Raw genomic sequence first — 19,511 nt, 5'->3', positions numbered from 1 at the left:
CCTCCCTTGAATGTAATCCGGTACTCTCTTTTGCTGCTTACGAGCGGACAGTGCGTCGTTCGATACGTTTTTCGAACGAAGGTGCCTGTATCACACGTTGCACATAGACACTTGGTGTGTGAATATGCTCAGGGTCCAGTTCACCTGTCTCTACGATTTCTTCCACTTCGACGATCGTGATTTTTCCGGCTGCTGCCATCATCGGATTGAAGTTTTGGGCTGTTTTGCGGAAGACGAGATTGCCCATCTTGTCAGCCTTCCACGCCTTGATCAGTGCGAAATCACCCGTGATGCCATACTCAAGCAGGTACTCTTTCCCTGCGAAATCGCGTGTTTCCCGTCCTTCAGCGATAGGTGTGCCGACTCCAGCTGGAGTATAGAATGCCGGAATTCCAGCTCCGCCTGCGCGAATTCTCTCCGCCAGCGTCCCTTGTGGCGTCAACTCGACTTCGAGCTCACCGGACAAAAATTGACGTTCGAACTCCTTATTTTCACCCACATAAGAGGAGACCATTTTTTTGATTTGCTTTTCGCGTAAAAGGAGACCGAGTCCCCAATCATCTACCCCGCAGTTATTTGAGACGACTGTCAAGTTTTTCACTGCTTTGTCTCGCAGGGCAATAATCAGATTCTCCGGAATTCCTACCAGTCCGAAGCCGCCCACTAATAAAGTGGCACCATCGTGAATATCAGCCACGATGTCCGTGTAAGAAGTATAGATTTTGGCCATGACGATCACTCCCACCATGAAAAAGTAAAGGATTTTTGTAAGCGCTAACAATAGGGCGATGCTGTTGCCCCGTTTTCCTGCCCTTCTATCATACTAGATACGAGTTACAAACAAGTGACGAGACATTTGGATTATAAAAAATAATGTAAAATGACAGAAAAGTAGTACAACTATACCATTTTTTTCTGTAAAATATATTTTGTCAACATTCGTCGTTTTTTTGGTCAGTATTAGGAAGATTCAGGGGGAAATGTGGGGTTGCAGGAATGAAAAATACGAATAAATGGATAAGTCTTACGGTTGTGGTCCTGCTGCTCGTAGGGTGCGAAAAGCTAAATGAGGGAGTTTCAAGTCTGAAACGAACGAAAGAAGAAACGGTCATCAAGGTGAAAACAGTAAGTGCCTATACGGTGGAGAATGGCAAGGATGAGCGACTGATGGAAGTAGCAGGTGTAGTGGCACCGCGTCAGGAGCTGGCTTTATCGTTTGGTGCCTCAGGCAAAATTTCAGGCATTCTCGTAGAAAAAGGAGCTGCTGTCAAGGCGGGGCAGACGTTGGCGACATTAGATGGAACGGCCTTGCAGCAAGGAATTCACGCAGCCCAAGGACAAGTAGCAAGTGCTGCAATCAAGCGGGAAAAGGCCGCCAAGGGACCGGAGAGTCATGAGGTGCAGACCAAGAAGCTACAGGTAGAAAAAGCGAGAGAACAAATGCAAAAAGCTCGCGACGAACTCACCAAAGCGGAGATTTTGTATGCGAATGGAGCCATCTCGAAGGATGAAAAAGACAAGCTGTCCTCTGCACTGCGACAAGCCGAGCTGAGTCTGGAAGAAGAACAAGTGGCGTACAACAACCTGCTGAAGGGCGCCGATCCACTGGACATCGAAGAAGCGAATGCAAGCATCCAGCAGGCCAATGTTCAATTGAGCCGCGCGAAGCAGGAAGCCGCTGATGCGGTGATCAAAGCTCCGTTTACAGGCGTGGTTGCAGCGATCTCCAAGACCGCGTCGGAGCAAGCTGGACCTGGGACAGAGGTCATTCGGATGGTCGATACGAGCTCCTGGCTTGTCAAGCTGCAAGTAGAAAGGGAGCAAATCGCCCATTGGCAGGCAGGTAAAGTGGTAAAGGTGAAGGCCCCGGACGGCAGTGAAGCAGAAGGAAAAGTGACGTTTGTCTCACCTGTTATGGATACCAGCTTGGGGTCTTATCCAGTCGAGGTGACCGTAGACGGCAAGAATGTAGCGTGGAAGGGTGGCATGACTGTCACTTGTATGTATCCGCTACCGGCGTCAAATGTTGCGCTCGTTCCTGTAAGCAGCATCGGCGTCTCTGATGAAGAATATTACGTCATGAAAATCAATGAACATTCAGTGGAAAAGACGTTTGTCAAAGTGGGGGCATTGCAAGGAACCTTCTATGAGGTAGTGGAAGGTCTCGTGCCTGGTGACCAAATTGTTGCTTCAGGCTTGTCGTATGTAGTGGATGGTGAGGCGGTGAAGGTGGCGGATGAATAACAAGACATTTTTATCGATTATCCCCTCCTTCGCCCGTATCCTGGCGGTCATTTGCTGCCTACTTGCGGTAGGAGCTTGGTTCGGGCTGGATATCAAGACGTTCCCGGATCGGTCTGTGCCTGAATATACAATCAGTCTCTTGGCACCCAAACTTTCCTCTGCGGAAGTAGACGAATCGGTTGCGAGAAAAGTAGAGGAATCGGTACGTTCATTGGGCAGTGTGCTTACGATTGCTTCCGAATCTCGGATGGGGTCGGCAGTTATTACTGTAAAAACATCGGAACAAATCGGTTCGGATTATAAGGAACGGTTGGAAAAGAAGCTGGGAGAAATCACGAAGCAGCTACCCGTGCAGGAGTGGAGCGTCAGTCAAAGCAATCTCGCCGATAGCAAGATTGGCTTTTATGTCCTGTACGGCACGGACTTGCAGACCTTGTCTGACGTTGCCCAAAATACCGTCTATGACAAATTGATCAATCTGCCAGGGATCGCTCGCATCGAAATGGACAAGCAAGCCTTGAAAGAGCAGGTAGATATCATTTTCCGACCGTCCATGTTACTCGCCTACGGGCTCACACCTGCTGATGTTCTGTCGCAACTGCCGACAGATGTGGTTGGAGAAGAGGTAGGCTCTGTTGGAGCTGATAAGGATCGAACCATGATTCAATGGACGAGTAAATCGGAAGGGCTGCAAGATCTGGGTAAGCACTTGATCTCCACCGATAAAGGATACGTGCCACTAAACACGTTGGCTGACATTCGTGATCGACGCGGGAGCAAAGGCGAACAAATCGGGATGTATCGTGGCTCGCCTGCCTTAGGAATCACGGTGTACGCAGCAGATGTCGGGCAATTGCCTGTCATCAGCAGGCAAGTAAAGGAAGCGGTTGGCGAGTTGAATCAGGCTTCAGGCGGCAAGTACCGCCTCGATTTGTTTCGTGACGACGCGCAGACAATCACTGCTGCATTGAGACAGCTTGGGGCACTGGCTGTTCTAACGGCTGTCATCTGTTCGCTCTTTTTGTACCTGACCCGAAAACAATGGGCAGGGGCTGTACTCGCGCTTTTGGCAAACGTTCTAGCGGTCGGCAGTGTTCTTGGAGGCATGTGGCTTTGGGGAATCCCATTGACGCTCTCCACGCTTGGACCACTCGTGTTATTTTCGCTATTGTTCACAGGAGCAGGCTCTGCGTTGTTTCATCAGTTTTCAGGATTGCCCTCGTACTCGCTTGTTCGTTGTTTGCAAGTGGCGTGGGGGTTGATGAAGCCGTTTTTGCTCACGATTGTCGTAGTGGCAGCCTGTTGGACAGGTGTCGTTTACACGGATTTCCTCAAGGCAGAAGACAAGGTTGTCTTATACGATGCTTGGCCCGTTCTTTTGCTGGGGACGTTTGCTCTTATTCTTATCTATGGATTTATCACGCCAGTACTGACAGGAACGTGGCTGGAAGCTTCCGACCGAGTAGAGGAGGAAACACCACGGGCTTCCAATAAAGTGACAAGGTATTTTCAAGCTCGCTGGGAACGACTGGTGGAACAAGGGTACTTGCCTTATGGAATCACACTGGTTGCCTCGCTTGCCTTTGTCTTTTTGCTCAAGTCATTTATTCTTGTAGATCCGTACGCCAAGCTTGATTATGGCGACAAGTCGCTTTCATTGCCAATGGTGCAGGGAAGTAGCATCGATGAGGCCATGCGGGCAGCACAAATAGCCGAGGAGCGCTTGCTCGCCATTAACGAAGTCCGAGATGTCTACACGATTGCCTCCGAAGAAAATCTGAGCTTTCAACTAAAGCTCGTGGACAAATACGATTGGACGCAATCAGTCTCAGATCTGGAAAAAGTACTGGACAAAGAGCTGCGAGATATTCCTCAGACAGATCCGTTTGCGCTGGTCATTAATAAAGATAAGGCAACTCGCCTTGTCTTGACGATCATGGGGCCATCCTTGCAAACGACGCAGAACATTGCCAATGAATTATTGGCCTTCATGGAAAAGCAGAGTGCGAAGGATAAAGAGGGGCGAGAACTTGTAACAGATGAACGAATCGGTCCAGGTGCAGAGGGGACTTTTATCGACATTCGTCCAAAACAAGAGATGCTGGCACGCTATCGGATTACGCAAGAGGAGATCAAGAGACAACTGGAGAGCTATTTGGGAGAAAAAACAGCTGGCAGTGTCTATTGGAATGAGCGTCAGGTACCTATCCACGTACGATTCCCTGACGGGTGGATGGACTATCCGGATCAAGTGAAACAGATTTTAATTCGAACCTCACAAGGTACGGTGCGATTATCTGAGCTGGTAGATTGGTCGATCGGCAGCGAACCGCCCATTTATCAACGGGAAGACGGACTGTATGTCTTCAAGGTAAGCAGTGCCGTCACAGACCCAAGTCGAATTGAGCTGTGGTCTTACATCATTCCATATACCATGCAAGAAAAGGTGACGATACCCGAAGGCTATACGGTATATAACGACGATGAGCTGAAGAAATTGGAGGAGAAAAAGCTCAACAAGGTTGATTGGAGCAGCCGGTTCTTGACGATTGGCAGTCTGGTTGCCCTCGTACTTATCATGAGCTTGCTTTTGCAACGAAGAACGCGCGATGGATTATTTGCCCTCGTTCTCTTGCCCATCTTGTCTGGAGGCTTTGCGTTGGGATTGCTGTGGTTGGATCGACCCATGAACGTTATGAGCTTCTATGGTATGGTGGCTGCCATTGCTGTCATCGTTTTGCAGGCACTTCTTGCGATGGATGAGCTGTACAAGGCTCAAGCTGAGCAGGAGCGAGTTTGGGACGGTATCAAGCTGGGGGCCAAACGCACCATGCTTAATCAAGCGGGGATATATTTGGCGATCGCGTTAGCTAGCCTTCCGCTTGCTGGGGGCTTGGGTACTGGGAATGATTCGTTTGCGTCCTTTGCCAGCGTATTGTTGTTTGGCATTCTAATGGGGGCTTTTGCCACAATCGTACTTCTTCCTGGTATGCAACATGCCGCTGTGCAAAGACAGGCGGCCCATTCTGAGATGTCCTTGCCGATCCTCGCGCGTCATTTGCGGATTTGGTGGGAAAACAACCAGGTACGTCGCCGCGATTTCAAAGAAAGGAAACGCGAACAGGCCCGCTCACAAAAAACAGGGCAAGCCGAAGTCTCAAACCACGATTCCCGGGAGTATGTGCCTGTACAAGAGGACTTCCTGCCTCTGTCTTCTTCTACACATGACGCCAACCGCTAAAATAGGTTGGCGTTTTTCTTTTTCAATCGTTCACGTAGCTGTAACCGACTAACCAGGTATGCGTCATGGTAAGATAGGAAAGAGAATCGAAAGCAGGGGGTAACAAACACGTGCGTCGATATCGAAAAGTATGGGATTACTTGCTTTTGATGGCCATTCTCCTCGGGTTGTTCATTTCTTCTTCACAGCCATACGCCAAGCAAGACATGCGAGGGACGATAGACAAGCTAGTGGATGAACAGAGCTTACAAGACCGTTTAGGCGACATATCCATTCCTTACGGAGGCAAGGATGTCAGTCTGGAAGAAAAGGGAGCGGCTGGTTTTATCGAGTTCTTGATACGGAAAGGGACACACTTTACTGTTTTTGCTCTCTTGGCTTTTAGCTGGTATCGCGTGTTTTCGCATCATCTCTCGTTTGGGCAAGCACTGCCCTGGAGCGCTTTTTGCAGTGTGATGACGGCTGTTTTGGATGAATGGCACCAGACGTTTACACCGGATCGAACCGGAATGGTGCAGGATGTTTTGCTCGATGCATCTGGATCTGTCACGATGTTGTTGATAATTGCTCTCAATTATCTGTATTCACGAAGAGCATATCGTTATAAAATGTAGGGAGCCTATCCATCCTATGAGGAGAGAAGGCTGCGATTGAATGATTGGAGAGTGGATTAGATCGTGGTAGGAAAAAAGAATGTTCTTGTACTGAACTGCGGAAGTTCTTCGGTGAAGTACAAGCTGTATGAAATGCCTTCCAAAACATTGATTGCGCATGATTATTTGGAGCAAATCCAGCGTGACCAATATGAAGATGCTATTCGGGGAGTGTTTGAATCCCTCAAACAATATTCGATAGATATCGTTTCCCATCGTGTTGTCCACGGCGGAGAAGCATTTAAGCAGTCCGTTATTATTGATGACCAAGTAAAAGACGAAATTCGTAGCCTGTCCCGTTTCGCCCCGCTTCATAACCCCATTAACCTGACCGGGATTGAAGTTGCACAGAGTCTGTTTCCTGATTTGATTCACGTAGCTGTTTTTGATACAGCGTTCCACCAAACCATGCCACCATCCTCTTATTTGTACGCACTGCCTTATGAATACTACGAGCAATACGGTATTCGCAAATACGGTTTCCATGGAACGTCCCATCGCTATGTAATGGGCCGGGCAGCAGAAATGATGGGTCGCCCGAAAGAGCAGCTACGTCTGATCAGCTGCCACATCGGAAGCGGGGTAAGTATCACGGCGATCCGAAATGGTGAATCGTATGATACGTCGATGGGTATGACGCCGTTGGCTGGTTTGTCTATGGGTACGCGCAGCGGAAACATTGACCCAGGTATCATCCCGTATATTGAGGAAATTGAAAAGACTGACACGGCTGGCGCTATTAAGATTCTGAATAACAATAGCGGTCTCATGGGCGTATCGGGTGTATCCAATGATTTGCGTGACGTTATGAAAAAAGCAGAAGAGGGACATCTCCGCAGCAAGCTCGCGCTGGAATTGTTTACTACTATTCTGCATAAGCATGTGGGACTGTACCTTGCACGACTGAATGGAGTTGACGGTATTATCTTTACGGCGGGTGTCGGAGAGAATAGTGCTGCCGTGCGTGATTTGGTGTGCTCTGGTCTGGAATTTGCCGGGGTAAACCTGGATCGTGAGGTAAACCGTACCAGCAAAGGTGAGACATTCATCAGCACGAAATACTCTCCGGTAAAAGTCATGGTCATCCCGACAAATGAAGAACTTGTCATGGCAATGGATGCATTCGAACTGGGGCATAACTAGCTTAGAGTGTGTGCCTAGAAAGAATAGGCTTTTCAGTATTGGAATTTCTCTGCTATACTAAGAGAATGAGGCTTCTGGTTTGAGGTTCTCACCATTTTTCTGAAAAAATAAAAGGAGTGCAAACTGGATGGCAGTACAAGTGGGAAGCATCATCGAAGGAAAAGTGACAGCGATTAAACCGTTTGGGATGTTCGTAGCAGTCAGCGAAACCGAGCAGGGGCTGGTCCACATTTCCCAAGTAGCAAACGGTTTTGTTAAGGATATCAATGATCACTTTACCGTGGGGGCACAAGTAAAGGTAAAAGTACTCTCCATTGATGATGCAGGTAAAATCTCGCTTTCGGTTCGCGCAGCACTCCCAGCGCCTGAGCGTCCGGAACGTGAAGAGCGCCGTGGTGGTGGATATCGTGGAGGCGACCGCGGAGGGAATGCAAAACGAGATAGCGGAGCTTCTTTCGAAGACAAGATGAAAAAATGGATGAAGCACAGCGAAGAGAACCTTGCGACAATCAACAAAAAGAACGCAAAACGCGGCTACTAAGCCTTGCGATAACGTAAGAAGGACGGGATCAAGCTCCCGTCCTTTTTTGCGTTTTCTATTCGAGAGGATTCCCCTCTTTTTCCCAGTATTCAATCCCGCCGAGCATCTCTTTCACTCGAAAACCGAGAGCGGCCAGTTTCGCGCATGCCTTCGCTGCACCGTTGCAGTTGGGACCCCAGCAGTAGACGACCATGAGCTTGGTCGGGTCCAGAGCAGCCGTCGTTTCAGCGGAAATAAGCGAATGGGGGAGATTCAGAGCTCCGGGAACGTGACCCTCCCGATACGCTTTCTCGCTGCGAGCATCCAGGATGTAGAAGCCTTCCACTCGGTTTTGGATGTCATTCCATACATCAGCGACATCTGTCTCGAGAGAAAGCTTGTTGAGAAAATGAGTACGGGCTACTTCAGATGGCGCGGCGGGTGTTTGCAAAACAAGGGACATATCAAAATCCTCCTCGTTACGTGTGATGGTTATGTACAAAGCATAGCATTGAACCAACCATCACAGTTATCTATACTATTCAATAAGGATCATTACTGATTTCTATGGGAGGAAGCGGGATGGAGCTGGTCTATTTACATACTTTTCGCGAAGTAGCCCGGTATGGGAGCTTTACACGGGCAGCAGAAGAACTGGGCTATGCTCAACCGACGGTAACGGCACAAATGCAAAAGCTGGAGCAGTCGTATGGAGCCCCGCTATTTGAGAGATACGGACGCAAGCTGCGACTGACGCAAGCAGGGGAAGCCTTGCTGCCGTACGCACGGGAATTGATTCGTCTGTATGGGGAATCTAAAGAAGTGATTAAGCAACAGACAACAGGCCCAATTGCCATTGGAACGATTGATACATTGGCGGCGTTCTTTCTGCCGTCGTATTTACAGGCTTTTTGTCAGCAATATCCTCAGGTTGACTTAGTATTGCAGACGGCTGGAGAAGCAGAAATTGTACAACAGATCAAGGATGGCTATCTCGATATCGGGATCATTTTCGATCGTCCTTGTACAGACCCTGAGCTAGTCACCCACGTTATTCGCGAGGAAGAATTGGTGATCATCATGCCACCCACCCATCGATTTACGACAGCAACAGCACTCACGGTCCATGATTTGGGTGGGGAACCGCTTGTATTGACCGAAGAAGGCTGTACGTATCGGGGCATGCTGCTGGAGGCATTGGGAGAGGCTGGGATGAGTCAGCGAATCGCCTGCCAGTTTAGCAATCCGGAAGCGATCAAGCAGTGTGTGCGCTGTGGCCTGGGTGTTGCTTTGCTGCCGCTCATGGCGGTCAAGAGAGAGCTCGCAGAAGGGGTGCTCACAGCCATCCCGTTTCAGTCAGATAAGCCGCCTTTTTCCATACAGCTTGTTTATCATAAAAAGAAATGGCTATCACCTTCGATGGTGACGCTTGTGGATACGATTACGAGATTACAGAGAGAGGAATCGTGAGCAGGATGCAGCTAGATACTTCACCATTTGTCGCATGTACATCCGAGGAGACAGTCCATCCGGGAGTGCGGCTCTATACTGTCAGCTACTACAGTCAAGACTTGCTGGTAAAAGCTGCCTTGGCTGTTCCAGAGGCCTATTTTCAGGAGGGAGCATGTTTGCCAGCTCTCCTGTATTGCCGAGGCGGGATTAAAGGAGTGGGACGGGTCCGACCTGAGAGAATCAGCCAAATGGCCGCCTTTGGCTACCTGGTCCTCGCCCCTCATTACCGTGGCAACGAAGGCGGAGAGGGCCGGGATGAATTCGGTGGGGCAGACAGGCATGATGTGTTTGCTGCATTTGAATTGCTCCGCAATCTGGAGAAGGTGGACAAGGAGCGAATCAGCGTCTACGGCTTTTCACGCGGTGGCATCATGGCCTTGTTTGCTGCAATGGAGTGCAAGGGCGTATTATCCTGCGTCGTATGGAGTGGCGTCAGCGACATGTTTTTGACCTATGAGGAGCGGGTTGATCTGAGAAGGATGCTGCGTAGAATCATCGGTCACCCGCGCAAGCAGGAGGATGCCTACCGCGATCGGACGCCTTTGTATCGGATGGACGAGATTTCTTGCCCTGTGCTGATCATACATGGAACAGAAGATGAGAATGTGGGAGTGGAGCATGCTCATAAATTGGCAGATGCGCTGACGCGGGCAGGCAAACCGTATGAAAAATGGCTGGCGCAAGGGGCCAGCCATCTGTTTGTCGGGGAAGAAATGGAGATGTATACGCGCAAGATGTTCGCTTGGCTGGATGCGCAAGCCTAATCTTCTTTTGGTGTAAGCGGAAGCGTGATGATGATTTCCGTTCCTTTTCCCAGCTTACTGTTCACGTGCAGCTCCCCACCGTGGTTTTCGACCATTCGTCGGGAAATCGGCAGCCCCAGTCCTGTCCCATCCTCTTTTAAGGAGAAGAACGGATCGAATATACGCACCAGATACTCTTGAGAAATGCCTTCTCCCGTGTCTTTGACATGAATATGGACAGCCTGATCGTCCAGGCGGCTTTCAATGGAGAGAACGCCGCCGTCTTTCATGGCTTCAATGCTGTTTTTCATTAAATTTAACAGGATTTGCTTTAATTGCTCGACATCGACGTGAATGCGAATGCGCGGATCACAGTGATCTACGATTTCAATCCCATGTAGCATAGCCTCGGCATTCATCAAGGGAAGAATCGAATGAACGACACCGGTTAGCGCAACCTCGCGATAATCGGGCTTGGACGGTTTGGAGAGCATCAACAACTCCGTCACAATGCGGTTGACCCGTTCAATTTCCTGCAAAATTAAAGGCAAATAGTACAAATCGCGCTCTTGATCCGATAAACGCTGTTCCAATAGCTGAATAAAGCCGTAGATGACCGTTAGCGGATTACGAATTTCATGAGCGGCTCCCGCTGCCAACTGACCGACCATCGCCAGCTTCTCGGATTGATTCAAGTACTCTTGAATTTGCTCCTGCTCCGTAATGTCCAGGAAGGCGACCATCCACCCGGTTTCCTGATCGTGGTGATGATTGTGCAAAGGGATGTAGGAGACCAGGGCAATGAATGGCGTGTCGTCTTTTTTGTACAAGGTCATTTTGCGATTGACGAACCAGGGAGTCGGCTCGTTGCATGTGGGTGCTTCAAAGGAAACCTTGGACACGGGGTAACCGTGATCGTCGAGCTTGACCAAATGCTGTGCCAACTGGTTTACATGAAGACCGACTGTCGCATGGGAGTGAGTAATAATCCCAACAGGCAGAGAGTTTAAGATTTGCTCCCGGATGTTTTTTTCTTCGGTCAAAATTTGCCGTTGCCTTTCATCTTGTGCGAATAGATTGGCGATGCTACTCGACATTTTGTTGAACTCCTGCGCCAACTCAAGGAATTCGTCTTGATGGGTATAGACGATTTGTTGGCCGAATGTTCCTTTCGATACTTCACGCGCTTGCTGCATCAGCGACTGGATTGGGCGCAATAGCTCATTGCGGAAGTAAAACGTACAGAACAGCCCAAACAAGATAGAGGCTACAGAAACGGAATACGTCAGGATCAACGAGACTTTGATGCTCTCATTTGAATTCTGAAACTCTTTGTTCGTCTGATACTCGAGCTGATTGAGTGAAAAGGACAGATCGCGTTCCAACCGGTCGAGCAATGGCTGTACTTCATTGGTAAGGACATAGCTGACGGCGGGAACATTCCCTGCTTGCAGCAACGGATTGATTTTGTTCAAAAAAATAAAGTCCAGTTTTGATATCGATTCAATAATCGTAAACAAGCCACTGTTCGCCTCCGTTTTGGGAAGCGAGGAAAAACGAGCCGTATCGATCAGATTTGTATAGTACTGATCCAGGTAAGACTCGTTGCGCGTCAATGTATACATGTTCAACGCATATGTCTTGGTGTAAATCTGGTTTTTGACTTCCAATAAGGCGCTCGTTTGCGGTAAGAGGTTTTGTGTCAAATACACTTCATCAGAGGTGACCTTGGTCATTTGATAGCTGAACAGGGTCGTTACGCAACCGATGAGAAGCATCATTACGAGATAGCTGAGCATGATTTTTTTCTGAAACCCGAGATTGCTGAAAAGGGGCATGCTGATTAACCTCCATACGAGCCACGGGAAGGAATGAGATTTTGCAGTTCCCGTTCTAAATCTTCACGTACATTTGCTGGCACCATGTGTCCGAATTGACTGAGATGGTTGACTCCTTCGGCAAGTCCGTACATAACTTTTCCATTGGGGAGATCCCCTTGAATAAACTGTTCCATGATGATGCGGTAGCACTGACGAACATCCTGCATCATGGAGGCCAGCACGAAGTCAGGAGCGATGTAGCGCTGATCAGCAATATATCCGATGGTGAATACTCCTGCGCGCTGCGCTTCTGTAATCACTTCGAGATTGAAGCTGTCGCCTGTGGTGTAGATGACATCCACACCTTGTGCAATCATGTCGCGAGTCGTGCGAATGGCCCCCTCAATATCATTGAAATCAGGAACTTTTCCCACGACGATAGTGGTTTTGGGCGACGCCTTTTTCACGCCATCGATAAAGCCTTCTACTTGATGGAGTTCTGTGGGCTTGTCTACCATGATGTACCCGACTTTATCCGATTTTGTCATTTTGGCGGCTAGGATACCCACGAGCTTGCCAGCAGGCTTCATATCGTAACGAATCGTGGTCTGATTCGGATGCGGAGCCTCTCCGTTAAAGGAAACAAAGTGTGTTTTCGGATACCGAAGCGCCACGTCTGTAAAAGGATCAGAGAAGATGAGGCCATGACCGAGTACGAGATCATAGTCGTTAGCTGCATATTTCTCAGCCACCTTCGTAATCTGCTCCGGTTTTATATTATTGGCGATTTCGAGTGAAAAGTTAAATCTTTTTTGCAGTTCTGTCATACTCTCCAACGCACTGCTGTTCCAGCCCTGATCATAAGTGGGGCCCTCCAGCAACAGGGCGACACGCACTTTTTCAGAAGAATGGCTGCTTTTATTTATGACTTTATCAAGATGCTTCATGCTTGTAACGAACTGACTGGTAATGAGCAGAAGCAGCCCGACTACCAAACCGGTAAATAAGACGGGAAATGGCAGCAGCTTTGGCATGCGGGATTCCTCCATAGAAAAAAAGCATAATCCACTTGAAAATATAAATACACGTCATGCCTATTATATCGGTTCTCTGAAGGTTGTGCATGGAAAAAAGGGATACGGACAGGCTAATCGTATGGAGAACATCCTGCGAAGCGGGAACAGAAGGGAGGCGTACACGCGATGGAAAACGATATGGTGGAAATCCCCCAGATTCATATTCCGGATGAGGTCACACAGGTCGATCGACCAGAAATTGGAGAGACTACTCCACACCCGAAACCAGACAGCCCTCTGGCGTCGAGCGGGACAGCTGAACCCGCCAGTGATAGCGATTCGAAAGAAAGCAGCGAGCGAATCGGCTTTATTTCATAATACCGATCGGAGTTCGCGCCATTCGACAAAAGAAGTCATTTTCTCTCGTGGACAAGGCTTGCGATTTCTGCAAAAGTAGGAAGTAGAATAGCAAGCGAGATGCGAGGGGATAAGACTGCATGGCCCGATTGCTGATAGTAGATGACGCAGCCTTCACGAGAAGGGTGCTGACGGATATGCTAGGCGAACAACATGAAGTTTGTGGAGAAGCGAGCAATGGTTTGGAGGCAATTGAAAAGTACAAGGAGCTCAAGCCAGATATTGTCACCATGGATATTACCATGCCGCACATGCACGGGATTGAAGCCATGCGTCACATCTTAGATTTTGACCGTGATGCCAAAATTTTGATCTGCTCGGCAGTCGGGCACCGGCAGAAGGTGCTGGAAGCGATGAAAACAGGAGCGAGTGATTTCGTCGTGAAGCCTTTTCAAAAAGAGCAGATACTTGATGCCATCGCCCGACTTTTGTAAACCGGAAAAAGCAAACAGCCGCCAAATCCCGGGTGGGAAGGCGGCTGTTTTTTTAAAAGCCAGGATTTACAAGATGATTTCTGTTCCAATGCCATTTGCTTTCGCCCGTTCATAGACCGTTTTGGCAACGGCTGTGTCCAAATAGGCAACACCCACGGATTTGTACAGCGTGATTTCGTCATCGTTTTCTCGGCCAGGTTTTTTCCCAATCAGAATGTCTCCCAGCTCAGCGTGCATTTGTTCAAAGCTCCATTCACCGCGTTCAATCGGAATGAGCAGATCGCCGGCTTCGTGCTGGGCTCCCTCGAGTGTATCGACCACGACTTTGCTGTTTTGTACAGTAGTCAGGTCGACCTCCTGCATATGAGGAAGAAAAGCACCGATGGCATTGATATGCGTACCAGGACGCAAGCGTGTTCCATCAAACAACGGGCTGGTAGCCTTCGTGCTGCAAATCACAATTTCGGCATTCGCCACCGCTTCATTGGCATCATCCATAACCGTGATTTCGCCTTGCCACTCGGGATAGAGCGAGAGCAGTGTTTGTTTCATTTCGTCCGCTTTCTCACGTGTGCGGTTATAAAGATAAATGTTTGTCAACAGACGGACTTCCATGACGGCTTGAATTTGTCCGATCGATTGTGCCCCGCATCCCAATACAGCGCAGCTTTGCGCATGTTCTTTTGCCAAGTATTTGGTTGCAACGCCACTGCTTGCACCTGTGCGCATAATCGTCAACAGGCTCGCGTCCATCATCGCCACATGCTGTCCCGTTTTAGCTTCGGTCAACACGATTACACTTTGGAGTGCTTTGATATCGTGCTTGTGATTTTCCGGGAAAATGCTGATGATTTTTACCGCTACGTAATTGTCCGTTTCCAAATAGGACGGCATGTATAGACTGGTTGCTCCGTATTTCGGATGGTCAATGGCAGTACGAACAGGGGTGGTAACATTTCCAAGCATATGCTCACGGAAGACGTGTTCCACATCTTCCAAGCAATCTTTCATCGTATAGATTTGTTCAATGTTTTCACGGCTTAATACTAGCATCTCATTCTTCCTTTCCATCAGGATTCGTCCAAATCCAAATCCTTTGTTTCCTTCGTAGCAGAAACCGCAATGAGAGAAATAACCCCGGAAATGACAATGTACAAAGCGATTGGCACCCACGAGTTAAAGGAGCTTAACAAGGCAGTAGCGATCAGTGGAGCAGTACCGCCTGCCAAAGCAGCACCGAGCTGGTAGCCAACCGTTACCCCAGTATAGCGTACATTTGTACTGAAAATCTCGGAGAACATCGTACCCAATACAGCTGTGACCGGAGCCCAGAGAATCCCGAGTCCGATGACTGTAGCGACGGTAAGCCAGAGAGCTGATTTCAATGACAGCATATAAAAGTAAGGGAATGCAAACAGCATCATCGCTATCGTTCCCACGACATACAAAGGCTTTCTTCCTACTTTATCTGACAGCATGCCCATGTACGGAATCGCGATGGTTGTCACTAATGTGGCGATCGTCACGGCATTGAGTACCGTTATTCGGTCGTAGCCCAAGTAGTTCGTCGCGTAGGCAATAATAAACGTCGAGAAAATATAGAACGGTGCCGTTTCTACCACTTTGGCTCCGACGGCAATCAGAACAGCTTTCCAGTGATAGCGAAATGTATCTACGATGGGAACTTTCGCAATGTTCCCCGTCTTTTTTGCTTCTTGAAAAGCTGGCGTTTCATCGATGCCATTGCGAATCCAGAGTCCTAAAAAGACGAGCGCTGCACTCAATAGAAACGGAATTCGCCAGCCCCAAGACATGAATTGATCATCGGGAAGCGCACTCATTAAAGAAATGGCCAACGTACCGAGAAGCATACCGATCGTTACACCCATTTGCGGGATACTCCCAAAAAAGCCGCGTCTGCCTTTGCCGGAGTACTCTACGGCGAGAAGCAATGCGCCTCCCCATTCGCCGCCGATCCCTAAGCCCTGAATCAAACGCATCAGGACGAGAAGAATCGGAGCCCAGATGCCAATAGCATTGTAATCAGGCAGCAAGCCGATTAAGACGGTAGCACCTCCCATCAGCGACAACGTCAAGACCAGCGTCTTTTTACGACCGATTTTGTCCCCGATATGACTGAAGATCACGCCACCCAAAGGCCGGATGAAAAAGGGAAGACCAAATGAGAGATAAGAGAGCAATAAGCCTACAGTTGGATCAGACGAAGGAAAAAATAGCTTGTTGAATACGAGCGATGCCATGGTTCCATACAGAAAAAAGTCAAACCATTCAATGGAGCTGCCAATCAGGCTCGCGACCAACGCTTTGTTTTGAACCTTTTTGGAAACGCCCGCTTGTGTTTGTAATGCCATCGGGTAATCCTCCTTTGTCGGTAGATATTGAAGTATCACTTCAATTTAAGAGTGAAGTAGCACTTCAATTTTTACAAATAAAACGATTACAAATCTGATAATAATAAAGATTATAAAATGCAACACAATTTGTAGCAATAGTAAAAATTGATACTTATGCTAACTTTACAACTTTTTTCGGGAAAGAGTATGATAGACCTATCCTTTTTACGGCGAGGTATGCAAATGGAACCTACCATTGGTGTATTAATCAAATCGCTTCGTGTCGGCAAAAAGAAGACACTCAAACAAATTGCGGAAAAAACACAGCTGTCGATCAGCTTTTTGTCCCAAGTAGAGCGTGGGAAGTCTTCCATTACGCTAGAGTCATTGAAAAAAATTTCGGAAGCCTTGGGAGTGAGCCCAGGCTATTTCTTTTCGGGTGAGTCGAGTGGAGGGAATGGGCAGGTACGCAGAGCGAGCAAAGAGCGGTCTGGGCTTTTGCATGCGCCTTTTGTGTATGAGGACCTGTCCGGTGATTTGGAGAATCCGTCGCTGGTACCGATTCTTGTCACGCTTTCACCGCATGGAGAAAAAGGCACGCCTTTTGTACATAAGGGGCAAGAGTTTATCTACGTCCTTGAAGGTGTGTTGACTCTTTTGCTGGGGGAAGAGGAGCATGATTTGTTCCCTGGCGACAGCATTCACATGGATTCATCCGTTCCGCACAACTGGGTGAACCGTACAGGAGAGGTCACCAGATTTCTTTGTGTCAATTCGCATGACAGCGACATGATTCCGACCGCTTCTTATTAATTGACCGAGAGCATTTAGCGAAGTCATGTTTTCTACTATAATAGAGGAACGCGTAGAAAAGAGCGGTAAAGAGGTGAAAGTGTGCCCGTAGAGCCTAACTATTTTCAACAGTATCAGCATGCTGATATCGAAGAATTAGCTGATGTCATTGGAGAACTTTTGCAAAATCCGATAACGGTTGAAGATGCCGATCATAAACTGATTGCTTACAGCTCACACGGAGAAAGCACAGATGAAGCGCGCTGGTCTACCATCATGGGGCGACGGGTACCGGAAAAAGTGCTGACGCGCCTTTGGAAGGACGGCGTATTTCAGGAGCTGTTAACGCAAGACGACCCCGTACACATCCCGGCCAAGGACGAAATCGGTTTGGGTAAGCGTGTGGCGATAGCCATTCGCAGAGGGAGCGACGTGCTCGGTTACATTTGGGCACAAGAGGTGAATCGACCAATTACCCGAGACGATGATGAAATTCTTCGTCAGGCAGCACGCGTAGCCGTCTCGCGTCTCATCCAACGGCAGGGAAAACGCAAGGCGGAGGAGCAGCGACGCAAGGAATTTCTATGGGAGCTGTTGCTGGGGAATCACAGTAGTGAGGCTGCCATTCGCCAAAAAGCGGACACCTTGCAGATGCAGCTTCCGACCTCTTATTTAATTTGTATTATTGAAGCGGCAGGAGCCCGTCTGGACCAGTACTTGTATCCGTTGCTAATGCGTGACAAGCTGCTCTGGGTTGTCGACGGCTCGCAAATTATCTTATTGATCGGTTTGTCCGATGCGAAAAAAGACAAGAGTGACGTGCTCATTCGCAAGGTGGAACAGTTCCTCGCCGACTCGCTCGGCAAGCTCGAAGCACATGTCACGGAAGGGCGCCAGGTAATTGCTGGGTACGGGAGAGATTACAAGTCTTATACGGATATTGTGAAAAGCTACAGGGAAGCGCTGCATGCGCTCAAGATCAAAAAGCTGTTTCCGCAGGAAAATGAGGGGATTCACGGGTATCACGAGCTAGGGATTTATCGATATCTACTACAACTGAAGCAGTGGGAAGAGGAGCAGGGCTACCAGAATGAACGGCTGGAAAAGCTCAGACAGTACGATCGCGACAACCAGACCACGCTCTTGACGACATTGGAGACTTTTTTGGATGCCGCTGGCAAGGTCAACAAGACAGCAGAGCGCCTGCATATCCACATTAATACGTTGAGCTACCGACTGAGAAGAATTGAGGAGATCATGCGTGTCGATCTCGACAATATGAACCAGCGGGCTGCCTTATATTTAGAGTTGAAAATAGCCAAATTAGATGGGGAACAGTAGTTTGTTTGTGAATTTTCACAAATGAAAAGACGCTAAAATTAAAGGAATCTCCAAGGAGTATGCCCGAAGATACGCTGTACAATAATAGTAACCGCAAAGAAATTGGCGTTTCCAAGGAGGACATACTTATCATGATCGTTGGAATTCCAAAAGAAATTAAAAATAATGAGAACCGCGTAGCCATTACCCCGGCAGGTGTAGCTGCTCTGGTACAAAACGGACATTCCGTTCGTGTAGAAACAAGTGCAGGGCAAGGCAGTGGTTTTACGAATGAAGATTACAAGGCAGTAGGCGCTGAGATCGTAGAAACAGCAGCAGAGGCATGGGCGTCTGACATGGTAATGAAAGTAAAAGAACCACTCCCTGCTGAATACGGATATTTCCGCGAGGGTCTGATTCTGTTTACGTATTTGCATCTCGCACCAGAGCCTGAATTGACTCGTGAATTGATCGACAAAAAAGTGATTGCAATCGCTTACGAAACCATTCAGCTCGACAATGGCGCTCTGCCTCTGTTGATGCCGATGTCTGAAGTAGCAGGCCGCATGTCCGTTCAAATCGGCGCACAATTCTTGGAAAAGCAATACGGTGGAAAAGGTGTTCTGCTCGGTGGCGTACCAGGCGTACCAAAAGGCGAGGTAGTCGTAATCGGCGGCGGGATTGTAGGGACGAACGCAGCGAAAATGGCGCTTGGACTGGGTGCAAATGTGACGATCATCGATGTAAACGCAGACCGTCTGCGCCAACTGGATGACTTGTTCCAAGGTCGCGTTCAGACGCTGATGTCCAATTCCTTCAACATCGCAAACGCTGTGAAAAAAGCAGATTTGCTGGTAGGCGCTGTACTCATTCCAGGTGCTCGTGCTCCACGTCTGGTAACAGAAGACATGGTAAAAGAGATGTCACCTGGTTCTGTGATCGTAGACGTTGCGATTGACCAAGGCGGATCGATTGAAACCGTTGACCGCATCACTACTCATGACAAGCCAACCTATGAGAAGCACGGTGTGATTCACTACGCGGTAGCCAACATGCCTGGCGCAGTCGCTCGTACATCTACATTGGCCCTGACCAACGTAACCGTTCCTTACGCGGTACAATTGGCGAACAAAGGCTACGCACAAGCAATTCGCGACAACAAAGCATTGGCAAAAGGCGTAAACGTCATCGACGGCAAAGTCGCTTACAAAGCTGTCGCTGATGCGCATAACCTGCCGTATGCTTCTATTGAAGAAGTTTTGCTGGTGAAAAACTAGCTTCAACGGTAAATAGAAAGAAGAA

At 48.6% G+C, this 19,511-nt stretch carries 18 protein-coding genes; 12 read left to right on the top strand and 6 right to left on the bottom strand.

Annotation, left to right across the window (positions count from 1 at the left end; all coding sequences use genetic code 11):
* Positions 1-37 precede the first annotated feature (37 nt).
* Complete coding sequence (locus tag HP568_RS11985; RefSeq protein WP_015893185.1) at positions 38-730, bottom strand: CoA transferase subunit A; 693 nt, start codon at positions 728-730, stop codon at positions 38-40.
* Positions 731-996: 266 nt separating this feature from the next.
* On the opposite strand from HP568_RS11985, the gene HP568_RS11980 reads away from it, so the two are divergent.
* The 5 genes from HP568_RS11980 (at position 997) to HP568_RS11960 (ending at position 7,822) form a co-directional block, all read left to right on the top strand.
* A complete protein-coding gene (locus HP568_RS11980; protein ID WP_173629180.1) occupies positions 997-2,244 on the top strand; it encodes an efflux RND transporter periplasmic adaptor subunit in 1,248 nt (415 codons plus the stop codon).
* Entirely contained in the window at positions 2,237-5,485 is a 3,249-nt protein-coding gene (locus HP568_RS11975) for an efflux RND transporter permease subunit (RefSeq protein WP_173629179.1), read from the top strand. Before HP568_RS11980 ends, HP568_RS11975 begins: the two co-directional genes overlap by 8 nt.
* A gap of 110 nt (positions 5,486-5,595) precedes the next feature.
* Entirely contained in the window at positions 5,596-6,099 is a 504-nt protein-coding gene (locus HP568_RS11970) for a VanZ family protein (protein ID WP_048034673.1), read from the top strand.
* Between the two features lie 63 nt (positions 6,100-6,162).
* Positions 6,163-7,281: an acetate/propionate family kinase gene (locus HP568_RS11965; RefSeq protein WP_048034672.1), complete on the top strand. Its 1,119-nt coding sequence runs from the start codon at positions 6,163-6,165 to the stop codon at positions 7,279-7,281.
* 127 nt (positions 7,282-7,408) lie between these two features.
* The gene (locus HP568_RS11960) at positions 7,409-7,822 is read left to right on the top strand and encodes a S1 RNA-binding domain-containing protein (RefSeq protein WP_048034671.1); all 414 of its coding nucleotides are present in this window, start codon (positions 7,409-7,411) and stop codon (positions 7,820-7,822) included.
* Between the two features lie 55 nt (positions 7,823-7,877).
* On the opposite strand, the gene HP568_RS11955 is transcribed toward HP568_RS11960, so the two are convergent.
* On the bottom strand, positions 7,878-8,264 hold the full coding sequence (locus HP568_RS11955) for a rhodanese-like domain-containing protein (protein ID WP_173629178.1): 387 nt from the start codon (positions 8,262-8,264) through the stop codon (positions 7,878-7,880).
* 119 nt (positions 8,265-8,383) lie between these two features.
* On the opposite strand from HP568_RS11955, the gene HP568_RS11950 reads away from it, so the two are divergent.
* Together HP568_RS11950 and HP568_RS11945 are read left to right on the top strand one after the other, a co-directional pair.
* A complete protein-coding gene (locus tag HP568_RS11950; RefSeq protein ID WP_173629177.1) occupies positions 8,384-9,271 on the top strand; it encodes a LysR family transcriptional regulator in 888 nt (295 codons plus the stop codon).
* A 5-nt stretch (positions 9,272-9,276) separates the two neighbouring features.
* Complete coding sequence (locus HP568_RS11945) at positions 9,277-10,077, top strand: alpha/beta hydrolase family protein (protein WP_173629212.1); 801 nt, start codon at positions 9,277-9,279, stop codon at positions 10,075-10,077.
* On the opposite strand, the gene HP568_RS11940 is transcribed toward HP568_RS11945, so the two are convergent.
* Both HP568_RS11940 and HP568_RS11935 read right to left on the bottom strand, forming a co-directional pair.
* Positions 10,074-11,894, bottom strand: coding sequence for a sensor histidine kinase (locus tag HP568_RS11940; RefSeq protein WP_173629176.1), 1,821 nt, complete (start codon positions 11,892-11,894; stop codon positions 10,074-10,076). The two genes, HP568_RS11945 and HP568_RS11940, sit on opposite strands and share 4 nt — an antisense overlap.
* A 5-nt stretch (positions 11,895-11,899) precedes the next feature.
* Positions 11,900-12,910: a BMP family ABC transporter substrate-binding protein gene (locus HP568_RS11935; protein WP_048034666.1), complete on the bottom strand. Its 1,011-nt coding sequence runs from the start codon at positions 12,908-12,910 to the stop codon at positions 11,900-11,902.
* A 168-nt stretch (positions 12,911-13,078) separates the two neighbouring features.
* Here HP568_RS11935 and HP568_RS11930 point away from each other — a divergent pair, with 168 nt between their 5' ends.
* Positions 13,079-13,270, top strand: coding sequence for a hypothetical protein (locus HP568_RS11930; protein ID WP_048034665.1), 192 nt, complete (start codon positions 13,079-13,081; stop codon positions 13,268-13,270).
* A gap of 119 nt (positions 13,271-13,389) precedes the next feature.
* Positions 13,390-13,743, top strand: a complete 354-nt coding sequence (locus tag HP568_RS11925; RefSeq protein WP_048034664.1) for a response regulator — start codon at positions 13,390-13,392, stop codon at positions 13,741-13,743.
* Positions 13,744-13,809: 66 nt separating this feature from the next.
* Here the strand turns inward: HP568_RS11925 and HP568_RS11920 are convergent, their stop codons facing one another.
* Together HP568_RS11920 and HP568_RS11915 are read right to left on the bottom strand one after the other, a co-directional pair.
* Positions 13,810-14,796 (bottom strand): ornithine cyclodeaminase family protein, encoded by a 987-nt coding sequence (locus tag HP568_RS11920; RefSeq protein ID WP_173629175.1) that lies wholly within the window; start codon positions 14,794-14,796, stop codon positions 13,810-13,812.
* A 17-nt stretch (positions 14,797-14,813) separates the two neighbouring features.
* Positions 14,814-16,115 carry an MFS transporter gene (locus tag HP568_RS11915; protein ID WP_173629174.1) on the bottom strand — a complete coding sequence of 434 codons (1,302 nt, stop codon included), beginning with the start codon at positions 16,113-16,115 and terminating at the stop codon, positions 14,814-14,816.
* Between the two features lie 225 nt (positions 16,116-16,340).
* Here HP568_RS11915 and HP568_RS11910 point away from each other — a divergent pair, with 225 nt between their 5' ends.
* The 3 genes from HP568_RS11910 to ald all read left to right on the top strand — a co-directional run bounded on the left by HP568_RS11910 (position 16,341) and on the right by ald (position 19,486).
* Positions 16,341-16,910 carry a helix-turn-helix domain-containing protein gene (locus HP568_RS11910; RefSeq protein WP_048034661.1) on the top strand — a complete coding sequence of 190 codons (570 nt, stop codon included), beginning with the start codon at positions 16,341-16,343 and terminating at the stop codon, positions 16,908-16,910.
* Between the two features lie 81 nt (positions 16,911-16,991).
* The gene (locus HP568_RS11905) at positions 16,992-18,230 is read left to right on the top strand and encodes a PucR family transcriptional regulator (protein WP_048034660.1); all 1,239 of its coding nucleotides are present in this window, start codon (positions 16,992-16,994) and stop codon (positions 18,228-18,230) included.
* Between the two features lie 131 nt (positions 18,231-18,361).
* Positions 18,362-19,486: an alanine dehydrogenase gene (gene ald / locus HP568_RS11900; RefSeq protein WP_047073211.1), complete on the top strand. Its 1,125-nt coding sequence runs from the start codon at positions 18,362-18,364 to the stop codon at positions 19,484-19,486.
* The last annotated feature ends 25 nt before the right edge of the window (positions 19,487-19,511 follow it).

This window comes from Brevibacillus sp. MS2.2, assembly GCF_013284345.1.
GTDB classification, from domain to species: domain Bacteria; phylum Bacillota; class Bacilli; order Brevibacillales; family Brevibacillaceae; genus Brevibacillus; species Brevibacillus brevis_C.
This window is presented reverse-complemented; position numbering and strand designations above follow the sequence as displayed.

Bases quoted from the DNA above. Each gene is read 5' to 3' on its own strand.
- HP568_RS11925 (WP_048034664.1), top strand. From the start codon at position 13,390: ATGGCCCGATTGCTGATAGTAGATGACGCAGCCTTCACGAGAAGGGTG.
- HP568_RS11915 (WP_173629174.1), bottom strand. From the start codon at position 16,115: ATGGCATTACAAACACAAGCGGGCGTTTCCAAAAAGGTTCAAAACAAA.
- HP568_RS11935 (WP_048034666.1), bottom strand. From the start codon at position 12,910: ATGCCAAAGCTGCTGCCATTTCCCGTCTTATTTACCGGTTTGGTAGTC.
- ald (WP_047073211.1), top strand. From the start codon at position 18,362: ATGATCGTTGGAATTCCAAAAGAAATTAAAAATAATGAGAACCGCGTA.
- HP568_RS11980 (WP_173629180.1), top strand. From the start codon at position 997: ATGAAAAATACGAATAAATGGATAAGTCTTACGGTTGTGGTCCTGCTG.
- HP568_RS11955 (WP_173629178.1), bottom strand. From the start codon at position 8,264: ATGTCCCTTGTTTTGCAAACACCCGCCGCGCCATCTGAAGTAGCCCGT.
- HP568_RS11930 (WP_048034665.1), top strand. From the start codon at position 13,079: ATGGAAAACGATATGGTGGAAATCCCCCAGATTCATATTCCGGATGAG.
- HP568_RS11950 (WP_173629177.1), top strand. From the start codon at position 8,384: ATGGAGCTGGTCTATTTACATACTTTTCGCGAAGTAGCCCGGTATGGG.
- HP568_RS11920 (WP_173629175.1), bottom strand. From the start codon at position 14,796: ATGCTAGTATTAAGCCGTGAAAACATTGAACAAATCTATACGATGAAA.
- HP568_RS11940 (WP_173629176.1), bottom strand. From the start codon at position 11,894: ATGCCCCTTTTCAGCAATCTCGGGTTTCAGAAAAAAATCATGCTCAGC.
- HP568_RS11975 (WP_173629179.1), top strand. From the start codon at position 2,237: ATGAATAACAAGACATTTTTATCGATTATCCCCTCCTTCGCCCGTATC.
- HP568_RS11985 (WP_015893185.1), bottom strand. From the start codon at position 730: ATGGCCAAAATCTATACTTCTTACACGGACATCGTGGCTGATATTCAC.
- HP568_RS11945 (WP_173629212.1), top strand. From the start codon at position 9,277: ATGCAGCTAGATACTTCACCATTTGTCGCATGTACATCCGAGGAGACA.
- HP568_RS11960 (WP_048034671.1), top strand. From the start codon at position 7,409: ATGGCAGTACAAGTGGGAAGCATCATCGAAGGAAAAGTGACAGCGATT.
- HP568_RS11910 (WP_048034661.1), top strand. From the start codon at position 16,341: ATGGAACCTACCATTGGTGTATTAATCAAATCGCTTCGTGTCGGCAAA.